Consider the following 14,792-nt stretch of genomic DNA (forward strand, 5'->3'; position numbering starts at 1 on the left):
CGAAATCACGCGTGCCGGTTTCGTTTGTAAGGGGAATTAGCTCAGCTGGTAGAGCGCTGCGATCGCACCGCAGAGGTCAGGGATTCGAGTTCCCTATTCTCCACTTTTTTTGATGGTGCTCTATCTGGCTGAAGCGCTAAAGAGTGGCAGAGAATTGGCAGAAGATTTTAATAAGCAAGTTCGCGTGATATGCGATCGCGGTCGGTTGATGCTTCGCTTCACGACCGGGGGACGGCGCTATCGGTTTTACTTACGGCTCCCAGACTCAAAACAGAATCGCAGGCTAGCGGAAGCCAAGGCAACACAGATCGAGTGGGATATACGCTCTAATAATTTTGACCCTACCTTAGAGAAGTATCAGCCCCAGCTAAAAAAGGAAGTTACCGTGATCGCAATTCCTCCCCGGTCTGTGACTCAACTTTTCCAAGAATTTTCTGAGCACAAAGCGAAAGCGGTAGACCGGCGCACCCTTGAAAAGTACCGCGCCCTTGAGAGCCGGCTCTCTCAATTTTTTGGCGATCACGTCGCAGAGCTGGGGGAAGCAGCCGCACTGAAATTTATTGAGTTTCTAAAGGATCACCAGCAGCCGCGCACAATTAAGGATCGGCTTTCAATCCTTAACGCTTGCTGGCAGTGGGCGTGTAAGGCTGGCAAGGTGAGCCATAATCCTTGGAAAGAGATTTGCTTTAAAACACCTCCAAAGCAACAGCCGCGCCCTTTTACCCGTGCTGAGATATTGGCAATCCTTGAAGCTTTTAAGACTGGCAGTTATAGCCATTACGCGAATTATGTAGAATTTTTATTCCTTACAGGAACGCGAACGGCTGAGGCGATCGGTTTACGCTGGCGGCACGTCGCTGATGATTTTTCCTCTATCTGGATTGGGGAATCTATCACCAGGGGCGGAAAGCAGAAGTCTACCAAAACCAACAGAGACAGAGTTTTCCCGTGTAATACACGGCTGGCTCAATTTCTTGAGGCAATCAAACCGGCAACCGCTCAGGCTGACGATCTAGTTTTCCCCGCTCCCAACGGGAATCCGATTAGTGATAACAATTTTTGTAAGCGAGCGTGGGCTAAGTCGTTAGAGGTGGCGGGTGTACCTTATCGGAAACCATACAACACAAGACATACTTTTATCTCGCACTGCCTTGCCGGCGGCATGAATCCTGTAGAACTGGCAGCGGTCACAGGGCACGATGTTCAGACCTTATATCGGAGTTATGCCGGTGTTGTTAGCAGTCGCCCCAAGATTCCCACTATTTTTTAGTTAATCGCATTCATTCGGCAACATCACAAAAAATACCGCAATCCCAGCTTTTAATTTTCCCGCCCTTAGTCTCTGGGGAAAGTTCGTCCAAGAAAATTCGTTCTCCCTTGACCTTGACTAATTTGCAACCTATCTTTCTGGATTGCTTGGCCCTTGCGGCATAAATTTCCGGAAAATGTTGTCTCACCAAATTCCAGTAAGTAGGCGATTCAGACTTTGGGCAACCAATACAATTCGCATTAGGAAAGTTCAGTAAGTAAATGTAGGGCAGCTTGATGCCGGCATCCATTACAATCCCAAAGCAGTCTTCTTTTGACAATCCTAAATTAATTAAGACTGGCAAAAGGTCATCCCGCTCCTCTGCCATTAATCGCAAGTGCCTTAACCTTTCTTCGGCGGTAAAACCCATTACAAGATAGTGACTAAGGTGGGTAGCTTCAAACTGATACCGAGCGATTTTTTTGAGCTGGGCCGTGCAAGGTGCACCATGAGGACTGCTCATAAATTTTTCTTTCTCCCAGACCTCTACCGCGCTACAGTTCGGATACTTGCTATTGGTGGCGCTTAGAATTTCTACGCCTAGCCATTCCTGAACATCCAGCAAAAATCTTTTATTGTCCTCATGCTCCTCTTTGACCGGGTTGTTTACTACGAGGATTTTATTGTTCTTTCCATACAGCTCTATAGTTTTCTTCGCAGCGACAGCGCTAGCAACACCACAGGAAAACCAGACAGTGATCGTCTTATTAGTCAGCCTTGGCAGCTCAAAAGTAGGCACGTAATCAAATAGAGGTAACTGAACAGAATTATTCTGCTTTAGTGTATTCATTTTTTTAAAACCCAAAAGCACGCTGTGAATCTGATTCCTGAAGTTCTGCAAATTCTGAAAGTGCTTGCTTCTTCCTGCCGTCTAACGCTGCCTGTGATTCCTGCTTTCTAATCGCTATTTCTCGCTCGTCATTATGAGTGCGATCCTTCACACCGGGAGCAGTTAACCTAGTGGTTAAGGTCTTGAAATCAATGATGCGGCGATAATTGTTTTTGGCAACTTCCTTCCAATCTTCCCTTGAAATCTTATCAAGTTCACCGCAAATTTCTACAGTGAGTCTGAAGTCTAAATCATCTTTAAGGTGCTCCCACTTATTTGCCTCATAGCAGCCACGCCGCTGGCAAACCGGCAATAAATTTCTCTCGTAGTTGTAGCCATCAATCACCAATCGGGCAAGGGAAGCGGCAACTATTCCCCGGTCTTCACAACAAAAACAGCGCCAGTTGGGCTGCCAGATTTGTTCTGTATAGTCAGGACAATCCTGCCGGCGATTGTACGCCGGTTCCAATTTGGGTAAATTTTTCATGGTTGAGTTTTAGTTGGTTAGTTCGTAGCGACCTTGTTTGAACTTCACTAAGCGCTCACGCTCCAAAGCAACAATTACGGCTAAGGCATGGCGAGACGGAATGTTTAATTTGCTGCCCAATTCATCAGCAGTTGTGCTTCCCATCAAGGCGATCGCATTAAGAGCCGGCTTCTGATAAGGGTTGGTGTTGAAATCCCGATTTATGCCAGCACGGCTATCAAAAAGCGCATCGTTTGACTTTTTGCCGTAGTTCATGCCCATCAGCTTGCCTCCTCTAGCCATCCAGCGGCACGCGCCCAATCGAAGAATAATTTTCGCTCGGCACGCTCGGCAGAGGAACCGGCAGCGGAAATAAACGGGAAATAGCCTTCATTGACGATTTGAGCCGTCCAGTCTGCGCGGCGCGGGTGATTCTCCCAAACTTGACTTTGAGGGGATTGCTGGGGCTTACCTTCTGCCTTTGCCCATTGCCGTGCTAAATCCTCGAAATTGCGTTCGATCCACCGTCGTGGAAGTTTGGGAGGTTTGGGCAAGTCCTCCGCTGCCTTATTGGCAAAATTTAAAAATTTCTCTCTCTCGCTTTCAGAGAGAGATTTGAAAAAAGTCTGATAAGAAGATTGATAAGAATATGAGGGGTTTTTGGGTTCCTCACTGGGTAAGGCTTTGAGGGGTGTCGCTGTCTCATCGGTGAGACTGGGTGTCTCATCGGTGAGACTGGGTGTCTCATCGGTGAGACTGGGTGTCTCATCGGTGAGACTGGGTGTCTCATCGGTGAGACTGGGTGTCTCATCGGTGAGACTGTCAGCAGGTTGACGCTTTAGCTCGACTACTAAGCCGCTGGGGGCTTCCCATTCAATCAACCCTTTAGCACTTAGTTGTTCAATCGCACGGTAAAAAGAAGCGCGGCTAATGCCCAGTAACTCTGTAATTTCTTTCTGGTGAAGGGTTACTTTCCACCCTGCTTTCATGCGGATTCGGAAATAGTAATAAAGTAGGGCTGTAGAGGTTAACCACCCATCTTTATGGTGGTTAATTGCTTCTTCAAGCGTGATTCTGTAGTGCTGTTGAGTCATAATTATTAGAGGGAGAGAGTCACCTATATAGACCGCTGCCAACGGTTTATATAGGTGAAGGTGTCTAAAGTTAGTTAGCGGACTGTTCGGGGCGGATGTCAAAGCCTTCACTGAGGAGAACCCAGCGCTCTATTTTTCTGGTAATCTCCTCACGGTCTAGCCCTGAGTAGCCCGTGCAACCCTTGCTTTTGGCGTATTGCTTGAGCTGCTTTAGGGTCATGGATGAAAGATCAGGATAATTGGGTCTATTCATTAGAAAGGAATCTCATTCAGCGGTGTTTCGGTGGGGAAGATTAACGGTCTGGCTACTGGGAGTAGCATTGAAATTGCCTGTTGAATTGCTTCGGATTTCTGCCGATGAGTGCCATTTACAGAAACTTGGCTTAACCCTTCACAGATATTGAAAGCGAGCTGCCTGTAGGTAGTAATATCTTTCTGCAACCTTCCGATGGTTTCTTTATCTTCCTTTGTAAAAGTCTGCTGCATTTGAGCGGCACATCTCCCCAAAATTTCTTTCTCCGATTCCTCTAATTCTTCAAAAGGTTGTGTAGAAAATAACTGTCTGTTTTCTACGAGTTCATACCAGCCTCTAAGGGTTGTATGTAGCTGTTTGCCCAATTCCTGCCGCTTTGCTGTAAGGTTTCTTCTCGCTAACTCAAGTGCTGGGGTAAGGTCTTTAGTCATGGCTACTCTCTTCTAGTGGGTCTATCCCGTGTTCGCCGGCAGCTAACTTAAATTGCTCCAGGGCTAAATGTTCGGCTTCCTCTAGGCAAGTTGCTTCGACGGTCACCGGCGTAATTATCTCGGTGATGATGTTGATCGTGAATTCTTGCTTCTGAGGCTGATCGGCAAATATTTTTTGAATATCGGATATCTCATCGATGAGTTCTTTTTCGGTTGCCGGCTCTCGCTTTGGCTCTGGTGCGATGGATTCTTCTGTAAGCTTGCCCTTAGCGATTGCTAGGGCTGTAGCCAATCTTTCTGGCTCTGGGGCTTCTGAGGAAAGGTAAGCGGTCAGCCCATCCATAAAAGCGGTCATCTCTTCCTGCGAAAGTGGGTCACTCATTCTCAATTCCTTATGTAAGAAACTGGGGCGGATGTGCCCCAGCGTATTAATCCTCTTAATTGCAAAAACCCTATTTACTTGAGGCGTGGTTAGCTACATAAACCCTCCTAGGTAAGTGGATACTTTCGGGCGGACTCAACCGTGAGGGGTAACTCCCCTGTGACAAGCTCAGCCATTCCTTATAAGCTGTTTTCCTCTTGAGTAAATCCGTCTCTAGCTTCCCTGCGACACTGCGACTTAAAAGGCTTTGCTGGTGCCGGTTTACTCAATTTTGGTAACTCTCTGGTGAGAGGATATGGACAGACCCCCGCCCGGTGCAAGGAAAAGGGTCTGTCCACTTTTGTATCTACCAACTAACGCTAATCGCTTGCGGTTAACGCTTGCGCTTAGCGTTACCTTCCTGTATATTATGACTAAAGAGCCTCAAGGTCAACTAACCCCCGTGAACCTTCGCAAGAAAGCTGGATTAACCCAAAGAGCCATAGCAGTAGCTCTCGACGTACGAGAATCTACTATCTCGGAGTGGGAAAGAGGGCTTTCTACACCGCATCTCCGTCCTTCTCAAGTCAAAAAAATGCTTGAGGTCTATCAATGCTCACTAGACGAGTTGATCGAAGCTTTTGAAGGTCAGGAAGCCGAAGCGGAGGCACAAACCAATGGAAACGAGTAACGGAGGTGACAAACAGCAAAAGTCAGATGCAAACAGCTCGAAGTATCTGCCGGTAACTTTACTGAACCTTGAAAACTAAATAACGCACCTCTACGCCTTCCCTGGTCTGAGGTGCAACGTCAAATAAGAAGCCGGTTGCTTTACCCAAAAGTTCAGCGATACTACCGGCAAGCTTTTCACTAAATGCTGAGACAATGCGGCTAACAAGCATTCAATCAGTATTATTCGTGAAAAGTTCAAACCTTAAAGCGCTCTGGCCTACATGGCTTCCGTATCCATCAGCATGGATAGAAGCATTAATCCTTGCCGCAATGATGATTCCCTTGGGGTACAGTCTTCTACAGTCTGCGGTAATAGCAACTGGCGCTGCACTGATAACAAACAACCTAGGAATAACGTTCTTTTTCCTAGTAATTGGATACATCTTGCCGTTCGTGGGATTTGCTTACATTCATAGTTATCTCTGGGGAAATAGCCCTGATAGTTGGCCGAAAAGTCTTCCCGCACCTCGAAGCATCTTTGAAGGTTTCTACGGCCTGAGCAGCAACTTCATTGCCACGCTCGGAGCCTTAACCGTTCTCCTGTTTATCATGAATCCGGAGCGAACTTACACCGAAGAAGCCATAGAAGTATTCAGTGCAATATCGGGAACCTTCTGGCTAATTATCGCCGCCTACCTCTGCCAAGCAAAACGATGGATATGGAAAGGAATGGAGCTGGAGCTACGCAAAAAGCAAAGTTACCGACCGTAAACAATCAAACCAAGAAAAACCAAAAGCCAGGGCTTAGACCCTGGTTTTTTATTGCCCAGATGAGGAGACACCGCCAAACGCAAACCACGGCAGCTAGACCAAGCCAATAAGTGAGGAGTAGTTAATGATTTATGCCGGCTACGACCCAGAAGAACTAGAAGATTTGCCGCTAGAGGAACAAGAAAAACTGAGAAGTGATTACTGGCAAAGCCAGTTTGGGTTTGATGAAGATGATGAAGACTGGAATGAGGCACCGCCAGACGCAAACCACGGCAGCTAGACCAATTAGAACTTGATGAATTTAGGGAGTAATTAATGAAAAAAGATTTACGTCCAGAAGATTACGCTTTTGCTTTTGCTGAAAATCAGTTTAGTTTGATTTAGCAAGGACTAACCAAGCGAGAATACTTTGCCGGTTTAGCAATGCAAGGAATTCTTGCAGGAAATGTTGAGTATGATGAATCAGCAGCAATTGATGCTGTTATCTATGCTGATGCGCTTCTTGATGCTTTGGAAGGTAAAAAAGAAACTTACAGCGTAGCAACTCCGCCAAACATAACGGAAGAGGAGACACACGATTAACGAATTAATTTGTCAGTGCGACGAATGTGAACCAGAAGACCGTTTTAAGTGTGCCGGTTGTCTACGCCAAACCCCTTACTGTTGGGGTGCAGCAGATAATTATTACGATTACTGCGATGAGTGCGCCGTAAAACTTCAAGAGGGTAAACCAGAGCCGGCAATAAATCCTAAGCTAGCGGAAAAGATAGCAAGAATCACAAAGCAATGGAGGGAAAATGGGGCTAGTTGATGCATTCGCTTATCTTTTTGGAGACAAGGCAAAAGATAATAGGCAAGAGAATAATGACAGGCAAGAGAATAATACTGACCAACACAGGAAGAAGAAAAAATGATGCAAGAATTACTGAACAAAACACTCGCAGAGCTTAAGGCTTTGTGCCGCGAATATTCCTGCTTTAAAGGTTTTTCTTTCTACACAAAGAAAGCTGATTTGATTGATTTCATGGCAAATCGAATTACCACGCTGGCGGAAGTGACAGGGGTAGTGATGCCGGTTCCCGTGCCCGTTTCCCAAGTTACGATTTCGGGGTTTGTAGCAGAGCCGGCACCAAAGGAGCCGGTGCCCTTTGAGGAAGAACCGGAAGATCAGCCCGACGAATGGGCAGATCCAGAGGACGATCTATCCGAAACCCCTATCCCTGAAAACTGCCCACACTGTGACGGGGAAGACGTAAAATTGATCGGTTTCGCTGGCGACGTGTGGCGTTGTTCCAATTGCAGCGCTGTGGGCTATACCGGCGATTTGGTGGAAAATTTACCGCGCTACTGCCCTAATCCGTTCGTGCTGTTTGGGGCTGCGGCTGATCAAAAAATAGAAGAGTGGAACGAGCGACGCGCACAGTATGCCGTGGTCGCTAAGGATGGAGAAGACGATCACCACCGGGGCAGCGACCCGCGCCGGTCAGAAGCAGAAATGCCTGAACCGTCTGATTATCAAACTTTCCCTCCATTTGAGAAAGATTGGAATGAATGGGCAGCCTCTCAAGAAGATGAGGCTGAAGAAGAGGTTAGCCATTTAACTGCCCTTAACATTTGGTGGGAAACTTACCCCGATGAAGTCACGCCCACCTAGTTTAAAAGCCGACACAGAGGTATGAACTCTGTGTCGGCCTATTTTCCACTCTTTAGCCCAGGAAGGCTTAATCAATTATGACACTCTCCGACCTCGCCACAATTGGCGTAATTGCTTCCGTGCTGCTAGCGCTTTTTCTGGTGCCGGCAGCTCGACAAACTGAAATCTTCATCTGTGTAGGCTACTGTCCAGCGGTAGCAAAATAATTCGTTCATAGCGCTCTGGAGCGATTCGGAGCGCTGCAAATCGTTTTGTAGCAGGTAAAAAAGTGAAGCAAAAACAACTCATACAACACCTATCAATTGCAGACAGTACCTTTCGCAAGTGGCGATCATCTCTGGGGATTCCTGCTAAAACCGAATACACAGAAGAAGAAGTCTCTAAGCTTGACGCTCTAAAATCGCGCACTGAATCCGGCGAACTTTATGAAAATGTCGTTGCTGATATCACAGGTCAGCGGCGCTCTGAATCGAGCGGTATCGCTCTAGCACTCGCAAAGCACTACACCCCGATCATTAAGCAAACTGCCGGGGCAATCGCTGACGATTTTATTCAGGAGCTAGACCGCGAAGTTTTCGCCGCTATTGGTAAAAAATTGAGGGGGCGTGGTGCATCCCTAGACCAGTTTGAATCAGCGCTTTTCCTTTCCGAGGACGAACCGATTGATGCTTTGTTGCTGGAGGGTTGCACTGATGAAGCTGCTTAGTTGCTTGATAGATGCCTTCCCTTATGTCGTTTCCCCGGTTGTTGGTCTGAGCTTGATTAATGCGATCATCCCCGGTGCAGCAATTCCAGCCGCTTGTATTTTTGCGGTAATAACAGCTAGCTTTTTTATTAAATACTTCTGGGCTAAGTGCGATCAACCCAAAGTTATTTACCTTGGATTTTTGACGTTGATCGGCTTAGTTGTGGGGTGTCTATGAAATCTACGATTGACGCTCGATACTCAGCCTTAATCAATCAAGCTGCCCGCCAATTAGGGGCAGAACTCGCTGTAGCTCTAGACACTCAGGTTGTAAAGGAACTAAGTCGGCATTGGGCAGAAGATGCCGCCCAAAGTGGCGACGCCCGATCACTTGCTGCCTACCTTGTGGCGTGGCGGCAACGGGCGATCACAAATGCTGCCGTCAGTATCGTTGCTGCCTTTGGAGCGTTAGGCGTGGCTACCTATCTTCCACCCGTGCCGCGCCTTGTCGTTTCGCTTGCCTCTACCGCTTTTTACGATTTAGCTGCACGTCAGAGAAAAAGCGCCAAGGAAATTTTGCCGGTCGCTTCCGGTCTGGCAAAAGTTCAGGCAGCAAAGTCCGCGCAATCTTTAGCGCTCCTATGGGAGAAACGGCAGCAGCCGGCTTTAATCCCTCCCCAGTCCGAGGAGGTTAAGTCAGCCCTGAAATTTTTCGATTGGCAGCAGTTTGAGACCAACCCCGACAAATATGCTCACCTAGCAATTGTGGGCGGTTCGGGCGACGGAAAAAGTTATCTTACCCGCCAGTTAGGAGGAAAGGTGTTCAGCGGTAAAACAATAGTCTGCGCGCCCCACTGGGAGCCTGGAGACTGGGAGGGGTTCCCGGTCTACAGCAAGGGGCGAGACTTCGGCACGGCAGAAGATGAACCCGTAGATTTTGAGGACATTATTGAAGGCGTAGCGGGAAAAGTTAGTGCAGCTTGCTTGATAAAAAGCGCTTACGAGGAAATGGATCGGCGCTATAAACTTTTTGAGCTAGGCATCAAGGATTATCCGATGATTAACTTGGTGCTTGACGAATTGCTGGCAACATTAAGCGAAGTTCCTGAACTGATAACACCACTAAAAAAACTGTGGAGAGAAGCGAGAAAAGTACGAATTCGTATAGTTTCGTTGATTCAAGATGATTCAGCAGAGGCTTTAAAAATCAAAGGGGAGTCACTAGTCAGAAAAAATTTGAGATATGTAAGGTTGGGGGAATTTGCTACTAGCTACGTGAAACAAATTGATGACGCGCAAGCGCAGGAATGGTTAGCCAGTCAAAAATATCCGATCATGGTCGGTAAGGAACTCGCAGTTTTGCCGTAGAGTAATCTTTGATAAATGCAATGAACAACAATGCAATCGAAAATACCGAGATAGAAAAACAGGTGAGAGCTGCTACCGAAGCGCTGCTGAACCGAATCATCAAAGAAAATAGATTTGAGGAGATTCTCCTTATTCGCCAGCCGCCTGAACGGGCTGAAGTTTTAGCAATGGCTGTTCACAATTTGCAAGATTTATTTTATAAACGCAAACTGTCTGTAATTGTTCAAATTGACGCTCCCGCCGAGAAAGAAGTGACAGAAGGTGCTATTGCCTCTCATACGGTTGCTATCGTTGCAGCACTTACCCAAGCGTGCAATCAATTGGCGGAAATTTCAGGGCAACGCGCCGAAACATTGCAACTTCTGTACTTAGATAAAGGGCAACAGTTCTCAAGGGAACTTTCAAAAGCTGATCAGATGGAATATCTTGCAGAACACTTTTCCCCTTTTATACAGACTTAAGCTTTCCTGCGCTTCCGTCATCAACCAAGTGAATCCAGAAGCTACCATCGGGATAACAGGTGTTAGCAATCAAATTGTTTGAATAATGCAAACAGTTACCGCTTAAATCGTGCCGGTATCCCGTCTTGAACCATTCACCGGCAGGGTCATTAACAAAAAAACCGTGATCGTCATAGCCGCGGATCACAACTAAATGACCGCTGCCGGTAAAAAAGCCGTGGGTAATAACTGGAAATCCTAGGTCTATCCAGTCGCGTACGATTTCTACTGAGCCTGAAAACGTGAAGTTATCCCGACACTTATAGAGCTGAATTAACCGCATTAGATAGGTTGGGTCTTCGCGGTTCCAAGCCCTATCTAAACAGCACGCATTTAACTCGTCTTCAAACTGCTTAAATCTTTGAGAATATTCTTCGCGTCGTGCGGCTTTTAAGTATTCCAGCACCATCGCAATGCAAGTTACATTACACGTCTGGCGTGGGTCAACTTCATTATCTAACTGGCTTTTGTGGGGAACGTTTAAGACTTTTTTCATGATATTTTTAATCGGTCAAGTAGTAGCCAGAGCCTCTGATGATCGGGTTGGTGCCAACGTTGGCAGCGGTGCAGATGACCTGTGTTTGACCCGTACCGGCAAACCTTAGATCGTATCGGTTGGTGTTTTTAACTCCAACCATCGTAAATTCAGAGTAACCAGTGGGATAGATTAGCGCGTTGTGACCTGAACTGGATGCCGCCGCGGTACTATTCACAGCGTTGCTGTGATTGAATGGCAACCCGTCAATAAAAATATTTCCATCCATCGCTGTGTCTTTGTTGACTACCGCAATCCCAAACCAGAACTGAATTGCTCTGCCGATTTTTGCATACCATCCATTCCGCTCAGTAGATGTATAAATATGATTGCCACGCGTAATCGTACCGGCTAGGCTAGGCGTCCAAACACCATACTCAATCGTCGGATCAAACGTAGTAGGTTTGCCAGCAACCAGCGCCCAAGTGGTTGCAAAGCTTGTGGGCTTACCTGTAACTAAATCCCAAGTGCTAGCAAATGTTGCCGGTTTATTGGCAAGGGTGCTCCACTCAGAAGCAAAGGTCAACGGCTTGCCGGTTATCGTTTCCCAAGTGGTTGCAAAGCTTGTGGGCTTATCGGCAACGCTTGCCCAGTTTGAAGGGAACACTACCGGCTTTCCCTCTAGCTCGCTCCAATTGGTAACGCTTTTTGACTGCCTAATCAATCGCTGTGTCATAAATTAAGAGTTCTGCTCATCCAGAAAGTCTGCGCCTGAATTAGTGGATATCTCGCTGCGTCCCCTAATGTGGAAGCGCGGATCGATTGGTGCTTTTGTCAAGTAGCCTTGAATATCGAACACGTCAGCCTCTAGCCCTTTATGAGCGTTCTCAATCAGTTTATAGGCGTATCTTAAATCTTTTCTTAGCTTGGCTATAGCTTGCTTATTTTCGCCTATCTGTACTTCTAGCTTGTGCGTATAGTCTGACAACTTCCATGTATTACCTAGTACAAAAGTTGCGATAACAATGCAACCCGTAACAATACCAATATCTATACCAGTCATTTTTCCGTGTAATTAAGTTGGCCCAGCAAGCAAACCGGAAACAGTTGCGGTAAAGTCAAAAGGTGCATTATCTGGCCATAAGAGAAAAGTATAATGCAAGTAAATAACTCGCGCACCATCTGAAATCCTAACTTGCCCTTTCGTCGTATCTGTGATTTTTTTTGCGTAAGTTATCGTTGCTTCATACGGGAAAATTTGCCTAATTTCTTTGATATTTCCATTTAGACGGCTACGCCTACCGCCTTCCTTTTCCTCGCCCGGTAGCTCGTCGATAATATCGCACTCAGACAGCGATAACAGTGCTCTACCGCGTTGTTCGGCTTCTTGATGTGTGCTCGCATAAATCATAGTGTTGCCACCATTAGACAGTTTAAAGTTCATTCGCTTAGGGCCGTACAGATAACCATTACTGCCACCGGCAGCGGTTTTTATTTGTGCCCAGTCTATGGCGCTTCTTTTTATTCCTGGTATCTTTATATTTACCTCTATTAACTTCCCACTTATCCTGTTTATTGGCGGCTCTGATACCGAGTAAAACTTAATGGAAAGAATTAAATCATCTGGTGCTTTCTGGTAGGATTCGTCAGCAGGCATCCCTACAAAATTTCCAATAGTTTGCTGACTAATCAACTGATGCGTTGCTAGCGTTTGAACAATTGCCGGCCTTAGTGCCAAGTCAGGGCCGCTAAGGATAATCCGCTGAGTCGGGGCTTCCCGGTCGGGGAGAATCTCAACCGTTCGCTCTATCCCTAAAACGTTTGTCTGTTGCGCGTTCGCTTGCTGCTGGGCGAAGTTATCAAGCAGTGAGGAAGTAAGATAACCAACTTCGGCGCAACTGTCCCAGAATTCCTCCCAGGCTGACTCTAGGAAAGCCTGAAGGAATTTAGGCGTAATATTCTCAAAGGCGTTTTCGATGCTATTGGCAATCGTTACAGCAGGGCCGTCCTTCGCTCCCCACTGAGCGAATTTATCAGCGCCGAACACAGTACGGGAAAAAGCAGATAGTGCCGGTTTTAATAAAAATCTTCTGAGGTTTTTATATCCCCAAGACATAAAACTCCTAAAAGCGATGCCCAAACTTGCCCGAAGTAAGCTAGTCCAGGCTGCTATTATCTCGTCGGCGGCTTCCTCTCCAATTTCCTCAATAATTTTTGCGGCTGCTATCGGATTTATTTTGGTAACGACAGAACCGGCAACGGAACCACAGACAACCCAGCCCAGCGTCGTACCCGTTGCGCTACCGGCAATCGTTGCAAGTTGTGTCAGCGCTGCAGTAACTTGCTCGTCTAGTTCCTCGTCGCTAGCGTTCCAGTCGAAGTTCATAATCGTGATCACGGCAGTCACGATAAAGCCCCAGACTGTTGAAATTAGAAAGCCGGCTAAAAACCAGCTAGCAATCCGAACGGCTAAAGCGCGTAATATTCCCCTAACCCCACCCGCTACAAATGCCGCCTGCAGCGCTCTAACGCCTAGGGCTAAAGCTATTTTTCTTCCAATAAAGGAAGCGACGCCAATCGCAACGGGTGCAAGCATTTAGATCCAGCCTTCCAAACTAACTGAATAAGCCGGCTCTGAAAAGTTGCGCCGGTTAAATCCTAGTTTAAGTTGGTATTCAGCTAGATATAACCCTTGCTGGGTTATTGGTTCAGGAATCGTTACAGAATAAAGGATACGTTCGGCTTTTGGGTAAACCTTGAACGCGGGTTCTACCACTGCCGGCAGGTCTTGTATCCAAGTCCTACGAAGCCAACAAAAAGAGAAAATTTTATCAAAACTGCCAGCAGTGGCAAAGCTTACGCGAATCATTGAGCAATCAATAATCGGCTCATCAAAGCTTTGCCACTCCAGCGCTGCGCTAAGCGTTCCCAGCGGTAGCCACATCAGCAGCCGGTAGCCTCATGAATAGCGTATAGGTAACGTCATCTACTGCGCGGGTTGTTAAGATAATCAGCCGTGCTGCTATTTCCCTGCGCGTCATGTCCACAAATTCGTCAGGGTATCCGATATCACTACGACGCCAAAACAGGCTACCTACATCGGTTCTGTAGTAGGTTGCCATGCTTGGTAGTAAATCCATCAGGATTGCTGGAATGTCCATTCTGTTTGCTCCTATTGGTTGTTATTTAGGGATTAAGGGGCGACGGGTTGCGTGCCTCCTAATATGTCGGCAATGTCGATCCTAGGGCGTGTAATTGTCCAGCCTGCCGGTAGCGAGTCTTCTTTCGCTTGAGCTACGAAAACTGTCACAAGGTCAGACCCGCCAGCTCCGGTAAAGATTTTAGATGCCATCGCAGGACGCGGGGCCGTAGAACCCCAGACAAGACTAGGGCGATCATTCTGGGTTGCGGCAATAATGCCAAGACCCGCAAGTTCTGCGCCTATTTTTGTGACCCGATCCATGTGAAGATTCCAAGCGTATCGAACTCCGCCCACTTCAACGTAATGGGTTTTTGTTCGACCGCCAGCAATAATAACGCCGGCAGATATTTGACGATTGGCTTTAGTCCAACCAGCCGTTCTAGCAGCGCCAATATTGGCAGGTGCTACAAAGCTACTATCCCAGCCGCGTGCAACCTCGAACCGGCGAACAGAGGGAGGCTTTGGGCTGTTGCACTGGTAGACAGAACCGGCAGGAATGGCAGCAAGATCTACAGCAACAACGCCAAGCACCGTAGCATCGGCAGCCGGAAGATCGACGTTGGAAGCGTAAATATAGTTGATGGTTCCGGTCGCGGTAACAATCGGCACGCGAAACAGTTTTTTATCGTTGTAATTTAGCGGCATATTTAGCCAAAGGAGGCGAGGTGGTTAGATTGAATCTACTTCACCGATTGGCAGTTTGTAACTATCAGCTATCATTC

At 47.1% G+C, this 14,792-nt stretch carries 26 protein-coding genes and 1 tRNA gene; 12 read left to right on the forward strand and 15 right to left on the reverse strand.

Annotated elements, in window-relative coordinates:
• Positions 1-30 precede the first annotated feature (30 nt).
• Positions 31-103: transfer RNA gene (locus H6F56_RS03325), tRNA-Ala, on the forward strand.
• Between the two features lie 9 nt (positions 104-112).
• Entirely contained in the window at positions 113-1,270 is a 1,158-nt protein-coding gene (locus H6F56_RS03330) for a tyrosine-type recombinase/integrase (RefSeq protein WP_190665428.1), read from the forward strand.
• A 10-nt stretch (positions 1,271-1,280) separates the two neighbouring features.
• Here the strand turns inward: H6F56_RS03330 and H6F56_RS03335 are convergent, their stop codons facing one another.
• The 7 genes from H6F56_RS03335 to H6F56_RS03365 all read right to left on the reverse strand — a co-directional run bounded on the left by H6F56_RS03335 (position 1,281) and on the right by H6F56_RS03365 (position 4,764).
• On the reverse strand, positions 1,281-2,099 hold the full coding sequence (locus tag H6F56_RS03335) for a hypothetical protein (RefSeq protein ID WP_199312558.1): 819 nt from the start codon (positions 2,097-2,099) through the stop codon (positions 1,281-1,283).
• A 4-nt stretch (positions 2,100-2,103) separates the two neighbouring features.
• Positions 2,104-2,625 (reverse strand): hypothetical protein, encoded by a 522-nt coding sequence (locus tag H6F56_RS03340; RefSeq protein WP_190665429.1) that lies wholly within the window; start codon positions 2,623-2,625, stop codon positions 2,104-2,106.
• Between the two features lie 9 nt (positions 2,626-2,634).
• The gene (locus H6F56_RS03345; RefSeq protein ID WP_190665430.1) at positions 2,635-2,886 is read right to left on the reverse strand and encodes a hypothetical protein; all 252 of its coding nucleotides are present in this window, start codon (positions 2,884-2,886) and stop codon (positions 2,635-2,637) included.
• Positions 2,886-3,698: a MarR family transcriptional regulator gene (locus H6F56_RS03350; RefSeq protein ID WP_190665431.1), complete on the reverse strand. Its 813-nt coding sequence runs from the start codon at positions 3,696-3,698 to the stop codon at positions 2,886-2,888. The genes H6F56_RS03345 and H6F56_RS03350 overlap by 1 nt, the downstream gene beginning before the upstream one ends.
• A 70-nt stretch (positions 3,699-3,768) precedes the next feature.
• Complete coding sequence (locus H6F56_RS03355) at positions 3,769-3,951, reverse strand: hypothetical protein (protein ID WP_190665432.1); 183 nt, start codon at positions 3,949-3,951, stop codon at positions 3,769-3,771.
• Entirely contained in the window at positions 3,951-4,382 is a 432-nt protein-coding gene (locus tag H6F56_RS03360; RefSeq protein ID WP_190665433.1) for a hypothetical protein, read from the reverse strand. Before H6F56_RS03360 ends, H6F56_RS03355 begins: the two co-directional genes overlap by 1 nt.
• On the reverse strand, positions 4,375-4,764 hold the full coding sequence (locus tag H6F56_RS03365) for a hypothetical protein (RefSeq protein ID WP_190665434.1): 390 nt from the start codon (positions 4,762-4,764) through the stop codon (positions 4,375-4,377). Before H6F56_RS03365 ends, H6F56_RS03360 begins: the two co-directional genes overlap by 8 nt.
• Positions 4,765-5,206: 442 nt before the next feature.
• Here H6F56_RS03365 and H6F56_RS03370 point away from each other — a divergent pair, with 442 nt between their 5' ends.
• Positions 5,207-5,434: a helix-turn-helix domain-containing protein gene (locus tag H6F56_RS03370; RefSeq protein WP_199312559.1), complete on the forward strand. Its 228-nt coding sequence runs from the start codon at positions 5,207-5,209 to the stop codon at positions 5,432-5,434.
• Positions 5,435-5,492: 58 nt separating this feature from the next.
• On the opposite strand, the gene H6F56_RS03375 is transcribed toward H6F56_RS03370, so the two are convergent.
• The gene (locus H6F56_RS03375) at positions 5,493-5,645 is read right to left on the reverse strand and encodes a hypothetical protein (protein ID WP_190665436.1); all 153 of its coding nucleotides are present in this window, start codon (positions 5,643-5,645) and stop codon (positions 5,493-5,495) included.
• Positions 5,646-5,661: 16 nt separating this feature from the next.
• Here H6F56_RS03375 and H6F56_RS03380 point away from each other — a divergent pair, with 16 nt between their 5' ends.
• The 9 genes from H6F56_RS03380 to H6F56_RS03415 all read left to right on the forward strand — a co-directional run bounded on the left by H6F56_RS03380 (position 5,662) and on the right by H6F56_RS03415 (position 10,354).
• Positions 5,662-6,186 (forward strand): hypothetical protein, encoded by a 525-nt coding sequence (locus H6F56_RS03380; RefSeq protein WP_190665437.1) that lies wholly within the window; start codon positions 5,662-5,664, stop codon positions 6,184-6,186.
• Between the two features lie 124 nt (positions 6,187-6,310).
• Positions 6,311-6,466 (forward strand): hypothetical protein, encoded by a 156-nt coding sequence (locus H6F56_RS03385; RefSeq protein WP_190665438.1) that lies wholly within the window; start codon positions 6,311-6,313, stop codon positions 6,464-6,466.
• Between the two features lie 143 nt (positions 6,467-6,609).
• Complete coding sequence (locus tag H6F56_RS03390; RefSeq protein WP_190665439.1) at positions 6,610-6,768, forward strand: hypothetical protein; 159 nt, start codon at positions 6,610-6,612, stop codon at positions 6,766-6,768.
• A 328-nt stretch (positions 6,769-7,096) separates the two neighbouring features.
• Positions 7,097-7,840: a hypothetical protein gene (locus H6F56_RS03395; RefSeq protein WP_190665440.1), complete on the forward strand. Its 744-nt coding sequence runs from the start codon at positions 7,097-7,099 to the stop codon at positions 7,838-7,840.
• A gap of 77 nt (positions 7,841-7,917) precedes the next feature.
• Positions 7,918-8,046: a hypothetical protein gene (locus H6F56_RS26725; RefSeq protein ID WP_255513675.1), complete on the forward strand. Its 129-nt coding sequence runs from the start codon at positions 7,918-7,920 to the stop codon at positions 8,044-8,046.
• 62 nt (positions 8,047-8,108) lie between these two features.
• Positions 8,109-8,546, forward strand: coding sequence for a hypothetical protein (locus H6F56_RS03400; RefSeq protein ID WP_190665441.1), 438 nt, complete (start codon positions 8,109-8,111; stop codon positions 8,544-8,546).
• On the forward strand, positions 8,533-8,763 hold the full coding sequence (locus H6F56_RS03405; protein WP_190665442.1) for a hypothetical protein: 231 nt from the start codon (positions 8,533-8,535) through the stop codon (positions 8,761-8,763). The genes H6F56_RS03400 and H6F56_RS03405 overlap by 14 nt, the downstream gene beginning before the upstream one ends.
• Positions 8,760-9,893 (forward strand): hypothetical protein, encoded by a 1,134-nt coding sequence (locus H6F56_RS03410; protein ID WP_190665443.1) that lies wholly within the window; start codon positions 8,760-8,762, stop codon positions 9,891-9,893. The genes H6F56_RS03405 and H6F56_RS03410 overlap by 4 nt, the downstream gene beginning before the upstream one ends.
• A gap of 20 nt (positions 9,894-9,913) precedes the next feature.
• Complete coding sequence (locus H6F56_RS03415; RefSeq protein ID WP_190665444.1) at positions 9,914-10,354, forward strand: hypothetical protein; 441 nt, start codon at positions 9,914-9,916, stop codon at positions 10,352-10,354.
• On the opposite strand, the gene H6F56_RS03420 is transcribed toward H6F56_RS03415, so the two are convergent.
• The 7 genes from H6F56_RS03420 to H6F56_RS03450 are packed head-to-tail and all read right to left on the reverse strand — an operon-like array spanning position 10,341 to position 14,715.
• Entirely contained in the window at positions 10,341-10,889 is a 549-nt protein-coding gene (locus H6F56_RS03420; RefSeq protein ID WP_190665445.1) for a C39 family peptidase, read from the reverse strand. The two genes, H6F56_RS03415 and H6F56_RS03420, sit on opposite strands and share 14 nt — an antisense overlap.
• Positions 10,890-10,896: 7 nt before the next feature.
• Positions 10,897-11,604, reverse strand: a complete 708-nt coding sequence (locus tag H6F56_RS03425) for a hypothetical protein (RefSeq protein ID WP_190665446.1) — start codon at positions 11,602-11,604, stop codon at positions 10,897-10,899.
• Between the two features lie 3 nt (positions 11,605-11,607).
• Positions 11,608-11,931 (reverse strand): hypothetical protein, encoded by a 324-nt coding sequence (locus H6F56_RS03430; protein ID WP_206753385.1) that lies wholly within the window; start codon positions 11,929-11,931, stop codon positions 11,608-11,610.
• A gap of 12 nt (positions 11,932-11,943) precedes the next feature.
• Entirely contained in the window at positions 11,944-13,464 is a 1,521-nt protein-coding gene (locus H6F56_RS03435) for a hypothetical protein (RefSeq protein WP_190665448.1), read from the reverse strand.
• Positions 13,465-13,812, reverse strand: a complete 348-nt coding sequence (locus H6F56_RS03440) for a hypothetical protein (protein ID WP_190665449.1) — start codon at positions 13,810-13,812, stop codon at positions 13,465-13,467. It abuts the gene before it with no gap.
• Positions 13,787-14,008 (reverse strand): hypothetical protein, encoded by a 222-nt coding sequence (locus H6F56_RS03445; protein WP_190665450.1) that lies wholly within the window; start codon positions 14,006-14,008, stop codon positions 13,787-13,789. The genes H6F56_RS03440 and H6F56_RS03445 overlap by 26 nt, the downstream gene beginning before the upstream one ends.
• A 53-nt stretch (positions 14,009-14,061) precedes the next feature.
• Complete coding sequence (locus tag H6F56_RS03450; protein ID WP_190665451.1) at positions 14,062-14,715, reverse strand: hypothetical protein; 654 nt, start codon at positions 14,713-14,715, stop codon at positions 14,062-14,064.
• Positions 14,716-14,792 lie beyond the last annotated feature (77 nt).

It is taken from the genome of Microcoleus sp. FACHB-672 (assembly GCF_014695725.1).
In the GTDB taxonomy this organism is placed as follows: Bacteria; Cyanobacteriota; Cyanobacteriia; order Cyanobacteriales; family Oscillatoriaceae; genus FACHB-68.